The sequence below is a fragment of the Shewanella sp. HL-SH8 genome (assembly GCF_051165765.1).
GTDB classification, from domain to species: Bacteria; Pseudomonadota; Gammaproteobacteria; order Enterobacterales; family Shewanellaceae; genus Shewanella; species Shewanella glacialimarina.
In genome coordinates this window covers 665,784-683,186 of the sequence record NZ_CP195039.1, presented here as the reverse complement: position 1 = coordinate 683,186, position 17,403 = coordinate 665,784, and the positions used below count along the sequence as shown (strand labels likewise).

Genomic DNA, 17,403 nt, shown 5'->3' with positions numbered 1-17,403 from the left:
GGTAAGTATACATAATCTAAAGGAAATATTTTGCTTTATCCCGATACATTGTTGAAATCAGCAAAAAGGGGCTTAAGCCCCTTGATATAAACTGATATTCACCTCGATGACCATTTTTATCCGATAAATTAATACGCTGGTACTTTGTTAATTTTAGCGACACCGGAATCAATCGCAGCTTGTGCTACGGCCCGAGCGACATTAACCAGCAACCTTGGATCCATTGGCTTAGGTAAAACATATTCAGGCCCAAAGCTTAGGGACTTAACATTCGGATAAGCTGCTAAAACCTCACTAGGCACAGCTTCTTTGGCTAAATCAGCAATGGCATAAACCGCTGCCAGTTTCATTTCATCATTAATCACTGCTGCACGCACATCTAAAGCACCGCGAAAAATAAACGGAAAGCAAAGCACATTATTAACTTGATTTGGATAGTCACTGCGACCAGTGCCCATGATCAAATCCTGGCGAATATTATGGGCAATTTCCGGTTTAATTTCAGGATCAGGATTTGAACAAGCGAAAATAATTGGATTAGGCGCCATAAGCTTCACATCTTCTTCGGTCAGCAAATCGGCTCCAGATAAGCCTAAGAATGCATCGGCCCCCTCAATCACATCTTTCAAAGTGCGTTTGTCAGTGTTATTGGCAAACAATGCTTTATATTCATTTAAATCTTCACGACGAGTATGAATAACACCTTGGCGATCCAACATATAGATGTTTTCACGTAAAGCACCGCATTTTACTATCATGGTCATACAGGCAATCGCGGCCGCGCCAGCACCAAGGCAGACAAATATCGCATCTTTAATATTCTTCCCTTGAATCTCAAGTGAGTTCAGCATGCCTGCAGCAGTCACAATTGCAGTGCCATGTTGATCATCATGAAATACCGGAATATTACAGCGGGCAATTAATTCTTTTTCAATTTCAAAACACTCGGGGGCTTTAATATCTTCAAGGTTAATACCACCAAAAGTATCCGCAATAGCCGCTACGGTATTAATAAATTCTTCTGGTGTATTGTGAGTCACCTCGATATCAGTAGAGTCAATATTAGCAAAGCGCTTAAATAATAAAGATTTACCTTCCATTACAGGCTTTGAAGCCAAAGGACCTAGATTTCCTAGTCCTAAAATTGCGGTACCGTTGGTAATAACCGCAACGGTATTACCTTTATTAGTATATCGATAAGCATTCTCAGGGTTGGCTGCAATTTCACGCACAGGTTCTGCAACACCAGGACTGTACGCCAGTGCTAAATCATGACTTGATTGTGCGGGTGTGGTTAAACAAACGGCAGTTTTGCCAGGTACGGGAAATTCATGATAATCGAGGGCTTGTTGGCGAATATCTGACATTTTATCAATCCTGAATGGCTATTGTTGTGAACAGTTATCTTATAAATGCTGGTTTATTCAGCATCGAAGAACCCTAACAATACGCTAATCTAAAGTGGATATAAATCAAAAAATCAAACTTTCACCACACATCTTACCATTACAGTACCTAAGCCATTTAATAATAACTTATCATTTATGAACTTTTAAAAATCAACAAGTTAAAAGTGTAGTAAAATAACAAACATTTAATCAATTAACGCTTAAATTGTCACTAAACCCAATAAAATGTTAGTAAATATAACAACAATACCGGCTAAGTAAACTAAGCTATTGTTTATAACAAAATGATCTTGGGGAAGAGTTATCACGTGAAGATAAATGATTTTCAAAAACAAAAAAGGCGCCTAAGGCGCCTTTGTCATAATTGCACAAGCAATTACTTTTTACCAAGTGCGCCGAAACGCTTGTTGAACTTGTCAATACGACCACCGGTATCAACAATTTTCTGAGTACCAGTGTAGAATGGGTGACATGCACCACATACGTCCAAGTGCAAGCTTTTGCCAACAGTTGAGTTTACTTTGATGATGTTGCCACAAGTACAAGTTGCGGTAATTTCTGCGTACTCTGGGTGAATACCTGTTTTCATGGGGGTTACCTTAAATTGAAGGCCATGTCGCTATCTCAACCCGAAGTTGGACACCACATGCAGTTAATAACAATATGTTTTAGGCGCAAGATAATACAGCTTCTACACTTTGCACACAAGCGGTTATTTTCAGCGCAGAGCACTGTAGACCAAACGCCGTTAATTTATCGCTAGTTTGATTGCTGCCTAGCAACCAATTCATCAAACTTTAGCTTATCTGCCTGGGCATTTTGATATTGCTTTAAAATATCCTCAGATGGGCAATCCAATGTAGCATCGGCTCTTAACTGTTGAATATTCTGCCCCGAAAATGCACTAGGATTGACCTCATATATCGCTAATATCGCGCCAAATATACTCGTATTCCATTGCTTATGGTTCGCCGTTGCAACACTCCACAGGCTGTCTTGAGGTAGCTTATTGATGACGCATTCAGATATTAAGGTTGGCTCATCTGCTACTGGCTCATTATCACTCACCCCAATGCTGACAATCTCATCTTCAATTGTTTCAATAACTTCAATAGCTTCTGGTAGTGCAGTGACTTCACTTGCTTTAACCATTTGCGACTGTTGATCATCAGACTGTACCATTTCAACCTGGGCATTAACGTTATTATGCTCAGCTTTGGGTATTTCCCCCGCCACTAACGCATCAAACGACAACTTATCTTGATTCGGACTTTGGAACTGAGCAAGCATCTCACCAGAGGGGCAATTCAGCTTACTATCAGCCTTTAACTTTTGAATATTATGATCAATAAAAGCATCTGGATTAGTTTCATAAATAGCAATCATGGCACCAAACACATTGGTTCCCCATTGTTTTGCATTACTTATACCCAACTTCCATAAAGTATCTTCGACAGATTTATTAATTATACAGTCAGATTGACTCGCGTCTGCTGACGATGAATACCTATTACTGGTACTTGATGAGGTACTAGCTATTGATGAGCTGTAACGACTCTCTGGCTTGGCTTGTGGTTGTGCCACAACATTTTGATGGCGTTGCTTATAAGCTGTCGAAGACTTCATGGTTTTAATCGCTACCGGCTTATCCGCTTGATGACTCGCTGTTTGCTTCCCCAAATCGCCTTTAAATAAGCTTACCGGTGAATATTGCTGCCATTTACCACTGCGATACTCAGATACTATCAGTGAAGAATTAGGGTCAATAATTTTTTCTTCGCCGCGTAAAATAAAAGTATTTTGCTTATGGTCATCAACAATTAACTTCTCTAACACTATAGTATTTTTATATTTTTGACGTATGTAAAAGGTGAGTAGTGAGAGGTCATTATGGTCACTGACCACATTAACATTTAGTTTGGGTAACTCACCAGCTTCAAAGTCCATGGCTTCGATACCGATATGACTTACATCAGCGACTGCAGGTTGAGTGAATACGCTAGCCGCAAATGCCGCTAAAGCGATACATACCTGAAAGGCTTTCATTTATTAATCCTTTGTCTAACTATATTCATACACCAATATTATCGTTGTCATTTTTATCGATGTGTATCCATTATGGCTCTATCTCATTTTTATTATCGATACTTTTTTTTAACAAAGCCTAACAACTATATATAAATACCCTAATCCGCTGCAACTAAATACTGATTTATTAATGTATTAAGCTCTACTGAGCCAGATGCTTAGCTTCAATCACTTCAAATACGCGACGATCGGCTGACTTATCATTATATTCAGTCAAAATTTCGTTAGATGGGCAGATTAATGGCGCATCCTTCAACAATAAATGAATACGTTGTTTAGAAAAAGCAATCAAATTTGATTCAAATATTGCCAGCATTGCCCCATAAACATTGGTATTCCACTGTCCTTTATAACGATTCGCTATTTTCCACAAGGTATCACTGTCATTGCGTTCTATAGTGCAATTCGCTTCAACGTAAGGCGGTGTTTTTTGTGAACTCACTGAAGCAGATTTAACTGGCGAAGATTGAACTGAATCAACAAGCGCCGATGAACTATTTTTAGATGTATCGGCGATTTGATTTACCTTAGCAGATGTAATACCAGTTGAAGTTAAGGCCGCACTTTTATCTGAGATAGGCGCATCAAATAAAGCCAAAGTGATTATGGCTGCCCAATGATCACTGTGTAATCTTGACACAATTAACTCAGCACCAGTGTCCGTAACCTCTTTATTCCCTTGAACATGCAATAAGTAAGGATTAATTTTCTCCGCCATCAATACCTGCATTATAGTCTGCTGATTGTGTGTTTGTTTGATGGCAAATTGATATAAAGATAAATCAGCATGCTGATCAATGAAATTAACCTTGAATACAGGCGGCTGACCTAGTTCAAATTGACGACTATTAATACTGATATGTGATACTTGAGCAGGTAAAACTTGGCTGTATATCAGCACAACAACGAGCAGGAATTTGATTATCAATCCCATCATATTCATAGCTTCACCTTACTTTTTATTCTGTTTGTTATATTTATTGTCAGTTAACGGTACACTAAGTACATCTATTGATGAATAATTTAAATTGTCTTTTTGGAACCTTATGCCTGTGTATGTTGAAGTCGCCTTACCTGTGCCACTGCGAAGAAACTTCAGTTATCGCATCCCAGAAAAGGACATGCCTGCATTAGCAATAGGTGTGCGCGTCAAAGTCCCTTTTGGGCGCCAACAGCTGATTGGTTTAATTACCGCCATTACAGATCAATGTGATTTAGCTGAAAATCAAGTAAAAAATATCACTCAAGTGCTCGACTCAGAAGCTATTTTACCTGAATCTTTATACAAGCTAACTTTATGGGCTGCACGATATTATTTTACCACCCAGGGGCAAATGCTCAGTCAGGCGCTACCGGTTGCGCTTCGTAAAGGGGCAGACACCGCGCCACAAGCCATTATTTATTACGCCTTAAGCGAGCAAGGTCAACAGGCTCAAGTCAGTTTACTCAGCCGCGCACCCGCTCAAAAAAATTATTCGACGCGCTTAAATTACAATCTATCACCCACGATGAGTTTTTAAGTTTGGAGTATAGTAAAGCGGCATTAAAAGCGCTTGAAGATAAAGGTTGGATTGAGCAAAAAACACAAGCTGTCAACATTGATTTAGCTTGGCGTCAGCAGTTAGACATCACTGAAACACCCCATAAACTTAATAAACAGCAAGCCGTTGCAGTATCGATTCTTAATCAGCAACAAGGTTTTAACTGTAGTTTGCTCGAAGGCATTACTGGTTCAGGCAAAACAGAAGTATATTTAGCTGTGCTTGAAACAGTATTAAAGCAAGGTAAACAGGCACTTATTTTAGTACCTGAAATTGGCTTGACCCCACAAACCATTAATCGTTTTAAGCGTCGATTTGCGGTCAATATTGCGGTAATTCATTCAGGGCTTACCGACAATCAACGGCTTGATGCTTGGCGACAAGCTAAAAGCGGTCAAGCGGCGATTATTATTGGCACACGATCGGCATTATTTACCCCTATGCCTTTTCCTGGGGTCATTATTTTAGATGAAGAGCATGATTCCAGCTTTAAGCAGCAAGAGGGAGTTCGCTATCACGCCCGTGACTTAGCCGTTATGCGAGGCCATTATGAAGATATTCCGGTCATTTTAGGTACTGCTACACCTTCTTTAGAATCATTACAAAATGCCATATCAGGTCGATACCATCATCTCACGCTAAGTGAACGAGCAGGCGCTGCACAAAAGGTTAAACAGGGAATTATTGATATCACCAACCAGCCGCTTAAGCATGGTATGTCAGCCTCACTGATTAATGAAATGCGCATGCATTTAGATGCAGGTAATCAAGTGCTATTATTTTTAAACCGTCCGTGGCTTTGCTCCGGCATTGTTATGCCACGAGTGTGGACATTTGCACGAGTGTGACCGCTGCGATGCCTTTTTTACTGTCCACCAAGGTTTGAATGAGATTTGCTGTCACCATTGCGGCAATCAATACGCTATTCCTAAGCAGTGCCATCAATGTGGCAGCACTATGCTAATGGGTCATGGATTAGGTACTGAGCAACTCGAACAAGCATTAACCACAATGTTTCCCAAATACCCGGTAGTGCGAATAGATCGCGACACCACAAGGCGCAAAGGCTCGTTAGAAAAACAATTGCACGGTATTCATAAAGGGGAATATAAAATTCTAGTTGGTACGCAAATGCTGGCTAAGGGACATCACTTCCCAGATGTTACCTTAGTCGGTTTATTAGATGTCGATGGTGCATTATTCAGTGCTGACTTTCGTGCACCAGAACGATTTGGTCAGCTATATACCCAGGTATCTGGCCGTGCGGGACGTGCGGATAAACCCGGCAAAGTATTACTACAAACTCACCAAAGCGATAATCCATTACTGCGCAGTTTATTACGCCAGGGGTATGGTGACTTTGCCCGCGAGCAACTCAAAGAGCGTCAATTAGCCCTGCTGCCGCCCGCTTGGCACATGGTGCTTATTCGCGCAGAAGCACACCTAGCTGCTGATGCCGACAGTTTTCTTAATCAAGTCAGCCAACTGCTGCCGCAGGATAAAGACTTTGAAATTATTGGTCCGATACCCGCGCCATTAGACAGAAAGGCAGGTAAATATCGCCGCCAGTTAATGTTTCAAGCTAAATCACGTCAGCGGTTACAAATCGAATTTGAAAAAATTCTTGAGTTTATAGAACAACTTCCACAGACCAAAAAGTGCCGTTGGAGCATAGATCGTGACCCACAAGACCTCATGTAGCGGTTAACATTTAGCACATTTATGGCAAGCTTATAATCTGATCTGAAAAAATTCCATCAAGTACATAGCAATTTACCCCCATAAGCGGCTAAAATATGCGGTTCTGTCGCGTCATTCATTAACGAATTTAGTGCAAGCAAAGGCCCATGAAATCACATATTGAATCTTTACTACAACAAACCATCGCCTCGTTTATAGAACAAGGTATTGTACCTGCTGATTTTCAAGCCCGTGTTCAGGTGGACCGCACTAAAGATAAAAGCCATGGTGATCTCGCCAGCAACCTAGCAATGATGCTGACTAAAGTTATCGGCAAACCGCCGCGTGATGTTGCCCAGCTGATTATTGATACTTTACCCGCCTCATCTCATGTGGCTAAAGTTGAAATTGCTGGCCCTGGGTTTATTAACTTTTTTATTGATGACAACGCACTGGCTAACCAATTACAGCAAGCGATTAATGATGCCCATTTAGGGGTTAAGCTGCCGACTAAGCAAACTATTGTTGTTGATTACTCCTCACCCAATTTAGCCAAAGAAATGCATGTAGGCCACCTGCGCTCAACCATTATTGGTGACAGTGTGGTGCGCGCCTTAGAATTTTTAGGCCATAACGTTATTCGTCAAAACCATGTCGGTGACTGGGGCACACAGTTCGGCATGTTGTTAGCATATATGGAAGAACTTCGTGCAGCCAATGGTGAACAAGCGACACTAGAGTTATCCGACTTAGAAATTTTCTACCGTGCTGCTAAGGTTCGTTTTGATGAGTCCGCTGACTTTGCCACCCGCGCCCGCCAATTAGTGGTTAAACTGCAATCAGGCGATGCCTACTGTAATAAACTGTGGCGTGAGTTTAATGATATTTCATTAAGCCATTGTTTAGAGGTATACCAACGTTTAGGGGTGAGTTTAACCCGTGACGATGTGCATGGTGAAAGTGCTTACAATGCTGATTTAGACCAAGTGGTTGCCGATTTAGATAGCCAGGGTTTATTAACTGAAAGTAATGGCGCTAAAGTTGTTTTCCAGAATGAATTCAAAACAAAAGAAGGCGAGCCACTGCCGGTTATTATTAAAAAAGCCGATGGCGGTTACCTGTATGCCACCACAGATTTAGCCGCGATGCGTTATCGTTCTAATGTATTAAAAGCAGATCGCGCGCTATATTTTGTTGATTTACGTCAAGCACTTCACTTTCAACAAGTGTTCAAACTTGCTCGTTTAGCTAAATTCGTTCGCACCGATATGACCTTAGAGCACACAGGTTTTGGCACCATGAACGGTGAAGACGGTCGTCCATTCAAAACCCGAAGTGGTGGCGTGGTTAAGCTGGTCGACTTACTTGATGAAGCAAACGTTCGCGCACTTGATTTGGTTCGCAGTAAAAATCCAGACATGGACGAAGCCACATTAACTGAAATCGCCCGCGTAGTAGGCATTAGCGCGGTTAAATATGCTGACTTATCTAAAAACAGAACCAGTGATTACATTTTTAGCTTTGAGCAAATGTTAAGTTTTGAAGGCAATACTGCGCCTTACCTACTTTATGCTTATACCCGTGTAGCCGGTATTTTCAAACGCGCCGAAGACATTGACTTAAGCCAGGCTGAAATAGTACTAGAGCATGAAAAAGAAAAAGACTTGGGCACCAAACTTGCCCAGTTTAGTGAAGTGCTCACGCGCATGACCGACAAAGGTCAGCCACATGTGCTATGTGCATATTTGTATGAGCTAGCCAGCGAGTTTTCTAGCTTTTATGAAGCGTGCCCAGTACTAGCCGCCGACACGGATGCACAAAAACGCAGCCGCTTACTGTTAGCACAATTAACCGCTAACACTTTAAAAACAGGTTTGTCGTTATTAGGCATTGAAACCTTAGAGCGCATGTAAATATGAGCCGTGATTACGCTAACCGTAAACCTAGACCTGCTGCAAAAGCAGCTAAGACTTCGCGTGCTTCAAAACGCAAAGATACGCGCACTATGCCAATCATCCCATGGTTGTTGGCTATTGTATTGGTTTCCGGTTTTGGTTATTTTTTATGGATGATTAACGGCAGCTCTGCTGATTCTACAACAGGAACAGCATCGTCAACGGCCAATAAAACTGACACGCCAATAGCCAAACCAGCAGTCGTTAAAAAAGATCCTAATGAACTGCCGCCTAAGCCTCAAGAAGAATGGACTTATCTTGAAGAATTAGAGAACAAACAGGTTGAGGTTGATGTACCAAACTCTGGTGTGGTGTCTAGCGGCCTATATCAAATGCAATGTGGCTCGTTCCGTCAGGAAAGCCAAGCCAATGAGATGAAAGCGCGTATTGCCTTCATGGGCATGGAAGCACTGGTTAAGCGTTCAGAAGGCGCTAACGGCATTTGGTACCGAGTCGTTTTAGGGCCTTTTGAAAGTAAACGTGATGGAGAGCGTGGTCGTCATAAAATGCAAAAAGGCGGTATAAATACCTGCCAAATTTGGTTATGGCAATAAACCTATTTTAAGAGCCATTTAAATAGCCCGAGCCATCGGGCTTTTTCATAAATGAATGTTCATCTTCTTCACTTGAAAACACTCATCCGCTACCCCATATCCTTTATATCAATCAGCACCCTGTTCAAGGTTGCTGAGTTTAGTGAAGAGGATTAACTGTGACTACTATCGTATCTGTTCGCCGCAATAACCAAGTTGTCATCGCAGGTGATGGCCAAGTTTCCCTAGGCAATACTGTAATGAAAGGTAATGCGCGTAAAGTGCGTCGTCTGTATCACAATAAAGTACTTGCGGGTTTTGCTGGCGGCACCGCTGATGCATTCACCTTGTTCGAGCGCTTTGAAACCAAGCTAGAAATGCATCAAGGTCATCTGCTTAAATCTGCAGTCGAGTTAGCTAAAGACTGGCGTACCGATAAAATGCTGCGTAAATTAGAAGCCATGCTAGTGGTCGCCGATGAAAAAGAATCATTAATCATCACAGGTAACGGCGATGTCGTGCAGCCAGAATATGATTTAATTGCCATTGGTTCAGGTGGCAACTATGCCCACGCATCAGCACTTGCCCTATTACAAAATACCGAATTAAGCGCCCGTGACATTGCCGAGAAGTCACTGACTATTGCTGGCGATATTTGCGTATTTACCAACCAATTCAAAACTGTCGAAGAGCTGAATTATTAATTCGAGTGAAAGGAAAAACTATGTCTGAAATGACCCCTCGCGAAATTGTCCACGAACTCGATTCGCACATTATTGGCCAGAAAAATGCTAAACGCTCAGTCGCTGTTGCCCTTCGTAATCGCTGGCGCCGGATGCAGCTTGACGCGTCATTGCGCCAAGAAGTGACCCCGAAAAACATTTTAATGATTGGCCCTACTGGCGTAGGTAAAACTGAAATAGCCCGTCCGGTTAGCTAAGCTCGCCAACGCCCCGTTTATCAAAGTTGAAGCGACAAAGTTCACTGAAGTGGGTTATGTCGGTAAAGAAGTCGAGCAAATCATTCGTGATTTAACCGACTCTGCGGTAAAAATGACCCGTGAACTGCAAATGAAAAAGTGCCGTTTCCGCGCTGAAGAATTAGCCGAAGAACGCATCTTAGATGCCCTTCTGCCTAAGCCAAAAGAAGACTGGGAAACCGACAAAAAAGAAGATTCGGGTACCCGTCAAATTTTCCGTAAAAAACTGCGTGAAGGCTCTCTCGGCGATAAAGAAATCGAGATAGATGTTACTGCACCGCAAATTGGTGTAGAAATCATGTCGCCACCAGGCATGGAAGAAATGACCAATCAGCTACAAGGGCTATTTCAAAATCTAGGTCAAAACACTTCAAAGCGTAAGAAGATGAAAATTAAAGACGCTTATAAACAATTAATTGAAGACGAAGCTGCAAAGTTAGTGAATCAAGAAGATTTAAAAGAACAAGCTATTGAGTTAGTTGAACAGCATGGCATTGTCTTTTTAGATGAAATTGACAAAATTTGTAAACGTGGCGAAACCTCAGGGCCTGATGTGTCCCGTGAAGGTGTGCAACGTGATTTACTGCCATTAGTCGAAGGCTGTACTGTTACCACTAAACACGGCATGGTTAAAACAGACCATATCTTATTTATTGCTTCAGGCGCATTTCAGATGTCAAAACCATCAGATCTTATCCCTGAGCTACAAGGTCGCCTGCCTATTCGTGTTGAACTTGATGCGCTCACAGCTCATGATTTTAAACGTATTTTAACAGAGCCGCATGCTTCATTGACTGAGCAATATATTGCGTTAATGGGAACCGAAGGCGTAACAGTTGAGTTTGCTGAATCGGGTATCGAGCGGATCGCTGAAGCGGCTTGGCAGGTCAACGAGCGCACAGAAAACATTGGTGCCCGCCGTTTACATACTGTGATGGAAAAGCTGATGGAAGATATCTCATACGAGGCTTCTGAAATATCCGGTTCTAGTTTTGTAATTGACGCTGAATACGTTAATAAACACCTAGATGCCTTCGTTCAAGATGAAGATTTAAGCCGCTTTATTTTGTAATTGGCATAATCGATAACAGGTATAAATAATGGCCTAAGCAAAGCGCGTCACGTTTAGACACGACAAAAATTGGATTAACACTACAATCGAGTATGATTAACATATTGGGTTTAGCGTTAATCCTTTTTTATGGATTAACATTTTTATAGGCCTATCACTTTTTTGGCTAGATATTTTAAAAGGTAATCATATGTCAGCAGCCACACCCGGCGTCACGGGTATTAAACTTAAGCGGAAATCTAAGTTATTAGAAGTCAGTTTCGACAACGGCCAAACCCACAGCATTAGTTGTGAGATGTTACGCGTTCACTCGCCATCGGCTGAAGTACAGCGTCATGGTAATCCCGTTTTAGTCACCCATAAAAAAGAGGTTAACATTACTGCCATTGAACCCGTTGGTAATTATGCGGTAAAGATTATCTTTGATGATGGTCATGATACAGGCTTGTTTTCATGGAAGGTTTTATTTGATTTGTGTACTAATCAGGTCGAGCTTTGGCAACAGTATTTAGCCCGCCTTCGCGCAGAAAAAGGGATCACGTGAAGCGCTGATTTCAATGAACATTAAGTATTCATAAACCTTATCTGCCAGGCGTTTTTATTTGAATTATTAATATAGTAGTAATTTAATTATGCTACCGTTAAGCTATGGGATAGCGCCTACCAGTCTGGAATAAACTGTTAATTAACAGGTAGTATTTCAATCATTGTCTGTATTAGCTCATGCCCATTTGAAACTATACGTACAGGAAAACCCTAAATAGAAACGCATAAAATCCCCCTCAAAAGTAGCATCGCCGCCGTTGTAAATGAACTTTAAAAAACATTCCTGCTGAATTCCTTTGCAGCAAGTTTTTAATTAACCCCCATCTTGCGACTATGGCAGATAAACCTCTTAATAAATAAAAGAAACAACGCCGAATTCACACAAAAGCATTAAAAATCAGTACCTTGTGACACATTAAATCTTCATAAATTACCATCATGTATAGGTAAACTGAAAATCTAGCTAACTGAGAGCTTTTCTCTACATACCATTACATTCAATTATAAGACGTCACTTATCTAGCTGGTCAGAGCATTCTATTGATTCATAACGTTTACTATCCCATCAACTCAAACCATTTGCGCCGGCTCATAAAACTCGCCATACTGGTTCAAACGCATGTTTGAACTAATCTTAATTAAAAACAATAAATCAGAGAATAGCCCTATGAATAATGCAATTAAAACACCCGTTGAAATGCTTGCGCATTGGGTTGAAACACACGGTGAAAAAGTCTATTTACGCCAGCCGATTAATGGCAGCTATAACGACTTCACCTGGAGCGAAGTACAACAAAAAGTTCAACAAATCGCAGGCGCATTACGTCATCTGGGTTTAGTACCCGGCGATAAAGTCGCTATTTTATCTAAAAACTGTGCCGAATGGTTTATTACAGACTTAGCCTTAATGCTAGGCGGTTACATCAGCGTACCTATTTACCCTACCGCCAATGCCGATACCATTCGCTATGTGTTAGAACACAGTGGTACTAAGGCTATTTTTATCGGTAAGTTAGACTACTGGGCAGACCAAGAAGCCGGTGTCGGTGGTGAAATTTTACGCCTAGCCATGCCCTATGACACTATGCCAGCTCAGTATCAATGGGATCAGTTATTGTCATTGGGTCAGCCTCTTGTTGATGCTGAGTATCCAACGCCCGACACCACTATGACCATCATTTATACCTCAGGCTCAACAGGTAAGCCCAAAGGCGCTATTCATACCTTTGCTAATTACAGCTGGACCTGTGAGGCTGTGGTACGTGATTTACAAACCAATACTGCCGATAGACTGCTGTCTTACTTGCCTCTGGCTCACATCACTGAACGTATTGCCATGGAAGGGTCCTCTTTCTACTCAGGCTCAACGGTGGCGTTTGTTGAAAGCTTAGATAGCTTTGTTGAAGACGTGAAACGTTGCCGTCCAACGGTTTTCTTTTCAGTACCCCGCTTATGGACCTTATTCCAACTTAATATTGTTAATAAAATTGGCCAAAATAAGCTTAATTTCCTGCTTAAATTACCTATTATCAATAGGATTATTAAACGCAAAATTCAGAAAGGCTTAGGCTTAGAACATTGCCGTTTACTCGGTTCAGGCTCAGCGCCTATTCCACCCACGTTACTGAAGTGGTATCACAGTATTGGTATGAATATTTGTGAAGCATGGGGCATGACCGAAAACTGCGCTTATTCGATTATTAACTACCCTTTTAATGCCGATAAGATTGGCACTGTCGGCCGCGCAATTGAAGGCTGCCAGGTGCGCCGCACCGAACAAGGTGAATTATTAGTAAAAAGTCCCGGTTTAATGAAGGGGTACTATCTACAAGATGAAGCCACTGCAGCGGCATTTGATGAAGATGGATTTTTCCATACTGGTGACTTATGTGAAATAGACAGTGATGGTTATATAGATATTACCGGTCGTGTGAAAGACAACTTCAAAACATCAAAGGGCAAATACGTTGCGCCAGTGCCTATCGAGCGCAAGCTGGCTCAAGACTCACACGTCGAGTTAATTTGTGTTATCGGTTCAGGTCTACCTCACCCAGTTGCCCTAGTACAATTGTCTGAAGGCGCCAATTTACAACCACGTGAAGAAGTGCGTACCTCATTAAAGGCTACCTTAGACAGCATAAATCCTAATCTTGAATCCCATGAACATGTTGATGCAATTATTGTTGTCAAAGAACCATGGACTATCGAAAATGATGTATTAACCCCAACACTTAAAATTAAACGTCATGTGCTTGAAAAAGCCTTTAGTGCTAAAGTAGAGGGTGTTCGTGGTGCAAAAATTCGCTGGGAAGATGAACTATAAATTGATGAACTAAAATTCATTAAATAGACAAAAAAATACACGCTGAATGCGTGTATTTTTTTGACATATTCTGTCAATATACGCCTCATTATGTCTGTAACCCTTAAGTGGCTAATGGTGAATACCGCGCCACTTCATTAAATGAGAGCAACATGTTAATTGCATTAGCCATTCTTGGCGGATTTATTATTTTAACCATTGGGGCTGAAGCCCTAGTTCGTGGCGCAAGTGCTGTTGCACTTAAGCTCGGTATTGCCCCGCTGATTATTGGTTTAACCATTGTGGCTTTTGGTACTAGTGCACCAGAGCTTGCCGTCAGCATAAAGTCTGCTCTTGCTGGCAACCCAGGCATTGCCTTAGGTAACGTTGTTGGTTCAAACATTGTTAACATCGGATTAATTCTGGCTATTACCGCATTAATTAAACCGATCCAAATACAATCACAAATGGTTAAACGTGATATTCCCATCATGATTGCTGCATCTATCTTAGTTTGGTTCTTACTCCTTGACGGTGTAGTGAGCTTTACCGACGGTGCTATTTTATTCAGCTTATTAGTGGGTTACTTAGTATTTAGCTATGTCAGTTCAAAAAATGAACCTGAAGAATTAGATATTGATACCACGCCACAAAATCCATTACTGTCTGTAGGGCTTATTATTGTCGGTATTGCTATGCTGGTTGGCGGCGGAATTTTATTCGTTGATGGCGCAGTAGATCTAGCCAAAATGTTTGGCATTAGTGAGGTCATTATCGGCTTAACGATTGTGGCTATTGGCACCAGTATGCCAGAGCTAGTGACTTCGGTTATGGCTGCATTAAAGGGCCAAAGTGATATTGCTATCGGTAACGTAGTGGGATCGAACATCTTTAACGTTTTAGGCATATTGGGCGCTACAGCATTAATCCACCCGGTATCTGCAGAGGGGTTTAATCAAATAGACTTCATCGCCATGATCATTTTCGCCATTATGGTATTACCTTTTGCCTGGAGCGGACTGCGTATTGGTCGTCGCGAAGGTGCGGTATTGCTAACGGGCTATATTGGTTATACCGGCTTCTTGATTTCTCAAGTGGTTGCTTAAATTAAACATGCTAATCAGCAGGTGTTGATAAACACTTAAGTAGATTTACTAACAACCAAAATCTCCATCTTGGTGTCCAGCAAAAAAACCGTCTCATTTTATAGGCGGTTTTTTTATGCCTACAAAACTCACCTAAAATTAATGACATTTGTCATATAAAATCCATGACCTATGTGTCTGCCAAGCTTCACTGTTTCTCGACATAATTATCTCAGTTTCAAACCAGTCTGGTTTGGCTTATTAACATGAAACAAATGGAGATTGACATGAAAACACTATTATTGATTGGCAGCTTAACCCTTATTAGCCACGCAAGCTTTGCTGACATAAACCAAATTGATGCCGCGGCCAACACCATGAATATTGAGCAACTAAAACAAATTAGTAGCCAAACTTTTGATTATGAAAAAGCTTATGCAGAGTATCGCTTAGCAATAACCGCTAATATATTGGGGCAGCGACAGCTTGCAAGCACTCACTTAGATTCAGCTCAAGCAAACCTTGCACAGCTGATTAACAGCGAAAATAGTGCCGATGCCAGCGCGCTGTTAGCGTCAATCTATGGCATGCAAATCGCCTTTGATAGCAGCAAAGCTGCCACCTTAGGCATGAAGTCATCACGTTTACTGACCCAAGCAGAGCAACTTGATGCGACCAACCCAAGGGTTAAATTAGTGCAAGCCATTAGCGCGTTCAATACCCCATCGATATTTGGTGGCGGTATAGAGAAAGCACAAACACTTGCAACAGAAGCCATTACGCTTTTTGAAGCTCCTTGTGAAAGTATTTGCTGGGGGCACGCCGAAGCCTACACATGGCGCGGGCTAGCTAAACAAGAAGATGGCGATCTGGCAGGGGCAATTTCTGACTGGCAAACCGCGTTAACGGTTGATGCACAATATGGTTGGGCTAAGTTTTTACTCAGTCAGCAAACAGCAAAGCAGGTGTCAAAGTAAGCGTCATATTAAACGCCTTTTTAAATAAAGGCTTGTGCAAATACGCGCAATTAAGGCGCAGTTAACATATGATTAACAGCGCCTTAATTAACAGCACGACCTAATGATTAAACTGGAATACGCACCATGAGTTACTTTAATAACAACGCCCTAACTGCTGAAAAAAGCTACGAGCAAAAAACGGCTTGGGTATACCTGTTAAACCTAGGTTTTTACTTTGTGCCGCTGTTTTTTATGCAAGGTCAATGGCTCAATATCATAGTCGCACTGTTAATATTAGTGCCCTTTATTTTCGGATATTTTTGGGCATATAACAGCAGTACCCAAAAAGCGCTTTACCCTATCATCTTAATGCTAACATGCGCGATTGTGGCGACACCTTTTACCTCCGGCACTATTTCATTATTCTCATTTGTATGCTTTTTTATTGGCTTTTTCTATACACTACGCACAGCTATTTTAGGTTTTTTGGCAATTTGTTTGTTGTTATTCGCATTGAATCAAGTCGTTAATATTGAAGGTTACTATTTTGCTTTCTATGGCATGGGCATTAGTTTAGGTGTAGGGTTTTTTGGTATTATTGAACAAAATCGTCAACGTATTAAGCGTCAGCATAAGCGCTCACAAGACGAGATAACCCAACTGGCAACCGCATTAGAACGTGAACGCATTGCGCGTGATTTACACGACATTATGGGCCACAATTTATCTTCTATTGCCTTAAAAGCCGAACTTGCTGGAAAATTACTTCATGCAAATCAATTAGACTTGGCCCAAACACAATTGAGCCAATTAGCCGAAATAGCACGTGATAGCCTGAGCCAAATTCGTCAAACTGTGTCGAACTACAAACATAAAGGTCTGCAAGCTTGTTTGCCTAAATTAATACAATCTTTACGCGATCAAGGTATAGAAGTGAATGTGGAGGGTGATACTCCCTCATCAACTGACCTTACCGAATCGCAATTAGCGCTCATTTTGACAGAGGCTATTAATAATTGCCTTAAACATAGTCATGCTGAAAAGGTGAGTCTAATTTTTGCTCAAGATGAACATCATATTCATCTTAGTCTCAGCCAGAATACCGCCGCAAAAGAGATTACCGAAGGTAATGGTTTAAAAGGCATACGTGAGCGGGTAGATTTATTAAATGGCACATTTGAATATCAAACGACACCAGTCTTTCAGCTGAATATCACCCTACCCAATGCAACGCATTAAGGTTAGTAGTCAGTC

At 41.4% G+C, this 17,403-nt stretch carries 11 protein-coding genes and 3 pseudogenes; 10 read left to right on the top strand and 4 right to left on the bottom strand.

Translation table 11 applies throughout. The annotated features are described in order from the left end of the window. Positions 1-128: 128 nt before the first annotated feature. The 4 genes from ACRWQN_RS03105 to ACRWQN_RS03090 form a co-directional block, all read right to left on the bottom strand. Positions 129-1,367, bottom strand: coding sequence for a malic enzyme-like NAD(P)-binding protein (locus ACRWQN_RS03105; protein WP_434939735.1), 1,239 nt, complete (start codon positions 1,365-1,367; stop codon positions 129-131). 418 nt (positions 1,368-1,785) lie between these two features. Next, positions 1,786-1,998: a 50S ribosomal protein L31 gene (gene rpmE, locus ACRWQN_RS03100; RefSeq protein ID WP_226411727.1), complete on the bottom strand. Its 213-nt coding sequence runs from the start codon at positions 1,996-1,998 to the stop codon at positions 1,786-1,788. Positions 1,999-2,168: 170 nt separating this feature from the next. After that, complete coding sequence (locus ACRWQN_RS03095; protein WP_434939734.1) at positions 2,169-3,455, bottom strand: FimV/HubP family polar landmark protein; 1,287 nt, start codon at positions 3,453-3,455, stop codon at positions 2,169-2,171. Positions 3,456-3,639: 184 nt separating this feature from the next. Further along, positions 3,640-4,440 carry a FimV/HubP family polar landmark protein gene (locus tag ACRWQN_RS03090; protein WP_434939733.1) on the bottom strand — a complete coding sequence of 267 codons (801 nt, stop codon included), beginning with the start codon at positions 4,438-4,440 and terminating at the stop codon, positions 3,640-3,642. Between the two features lie 103 nt (positions 4,441-4,543). On the opposite strand from ACRWQN_RS03090, the pseudogene priA reads away from it, so the two are divergent. From priA to ACRWQN_RS03040, 10 genes and pseudogenes are all read left to right on the top strand, one after another. Then, positions 4,544-6,739, top strand: a pseudogene (gene priA / locus ACRWQN_RS03085) (primosomal protein N'). A gap of 146 nt (positions 6,740-6,885) precedes the next feature. Beyond that, positions 6,886-8,631 (top strand): arginine--tRNA ligase, encoded by a 1,746-nt coding sequence (gene argS, locus ACRWQN_RS03080; protein ID WP_434939732.1) that lies wholly within the window; start codon positions 6,886-6,888, stop codon positions 8,629-8,631. 2 nt (positions 8,632-8,633) lie between these two features. Then, positions 8,634-9,227: an SPOR domain-containing protein gene (locus ACRWQN_RS03075; protein ID WP_434939731.1), complete on the top strand. Its 594-nt coding sequence runs from the start codon at positions 8,634-8,636 to the stop codon at positions 9,225-9,227. 158 nt (positions 9,228-9,385) lie between these two features. Beyond that, complete coding sequence (gene hslV / locus ACRWQN_RS03070; RefSeq protein WP_226411739.1) at positions 9,386-9,910, top strand: ATP-dependent protease subunit HslV; 525 nt, start codon at positions 9,386-9,388, stop codon at positions 9,908-9,910. A 20-nt stretch (positions 9,911-9,930) separates the two neighbouring features. Then, positions 9,931-11,257: pseudogene (gene hslU / locus ACRWQN_RS03065) on the top strand (HslU--HslV peptidase ATPase subunit). A gap of 190 nt (positions 11,258-11,447) precedes the next feature. Continuing rightward, positions 11,448-11,835, top strand: a pseudogene (locus ACRWQN_RS03060) (gamma-butyrobetaine hydroxylase-like domain-containing protein). Between the two features lie 635 nt (positions 11,836-12,470). Next, on the top strand, positions 12,471-14,126 hold the full coding sequence (locus tag ACRWQN_RS03055; protein WP_434939730.1) for an AMP-binding protein: 1,656 nt from the start codon (positions 12,471-12,473) through the stop codon (positions 14,124-14,126). A gap of 152 nt (positions 14,127-14,278) precedes the next feature. Beyond that, positions 14,279-15,211 (top strand): calcium/sodium antiporter, encoded by a 933-nt coding sequence (locus ACRWQN_RS03050; RefSeq protein ID WP_434930684.1) that lies wholly within the window; start codon positions 14,279-14,281, stop codon positions 15,209-15,211. Between the two features lie 266 nt (positions 15,212-15,477). Continuing rightward, positions 15,478-16,167, top strand: coding sequence for a hypothetical protein (locus ACRWQN_RS03045; RefSeq protein ID WP_434939729.1), 690 nt, complete (start codon positions 15,478-15,480; stop codon positions 16,165-16,167). A gap of 126 nt (positions 16,168-16,293) precedes the next feature. Beyond that, positions 16,294-17,388 (top strand): histidine kinase, encoded by a 1,095-nt coding sequence (locus ACRWQN_RS03040; protein WP_434939728.1) that lies wholly within the window; start codon positions 16,294-16,296, stop codon positions 17,386-17,388. The last annotated feature ends 15 nt before the right edge of the window (positions 17,389-17,403 follow it).

Excerpts from the sequence above, each read along its gene's own strand:
- ACRWQN_RS03105 (WP_434939735.1), bottom strand. The coding sequence starts at position 1,367 with ATGTCAGATATTCGCCAACAAGCCCTCGATTATCATGAATTTCCCGTA.
- rpmE (WP_226411727.1), bottom strand. The coding sequence starts at position 1,998 with ATGAAAACAGGTATTCACCCAGAGTACGCAGAAATTACCGCAACTTGT.
- ACRWQN_RS03095 (WP_434939734.1), bottom strand. The coding sequence starts at position 3,455 with ATGAAAGCCTTTCAGGTATGTATCGCTTTAGCGGCATTTGCGGCTAGC.
- ACRWQN_RS03090 (WP_434939733.1), bottom strand. The coding sequence starts at position 4,440 with ATGAATATGATGGGATTGATAATCAAATTCCTGCTCGTTGTTGTGCTG.
- argS (WP_434939732.1), top strand. The coding sequence starts at position 6,886 with ATGAAATCACATATTGAATCTTTACTACAACAAACCATCGCCTCGTTT.
- ACRWQN_RS03075 (WP_434939731.1), top strand. The coding sequence starts at position 8,634 with ATGAGCCGTGATTACGCTAACCGTAAACCTAGACCTGCTGCAAAAGCA.
- ACRWQN_RS03055 (WP_434939730.1), top strand. The coding sequence starts at position 12,471 with ATGAATAATGCAATTAAAACACCCGTTGAAATGCTTGCGCATTGGGTT.
- ACRWQN_RS03050 (WP_434930684.1), top strand. The coding sequence starts at position 14,279 with ATGTTAATTGCATTAGCCATTCTTGGCGGATTTATTATTTTAACCATT.
- ACRWQN_RS03045 (WP_434939729.1), top strand. The coding sequence starts at position 15,478 with ATGAAAACACTATTATTGATTGGCAGCTTAACCCTTATTAGCCACGCA.
- ACRWQN_RS03040 (WP_434939728.1), top strand. The coding sequence starts at position 16,294 with ATGAGTTACTTTAATAACAACGCCCTAACTGCTGAAAAAAGCTACGAG.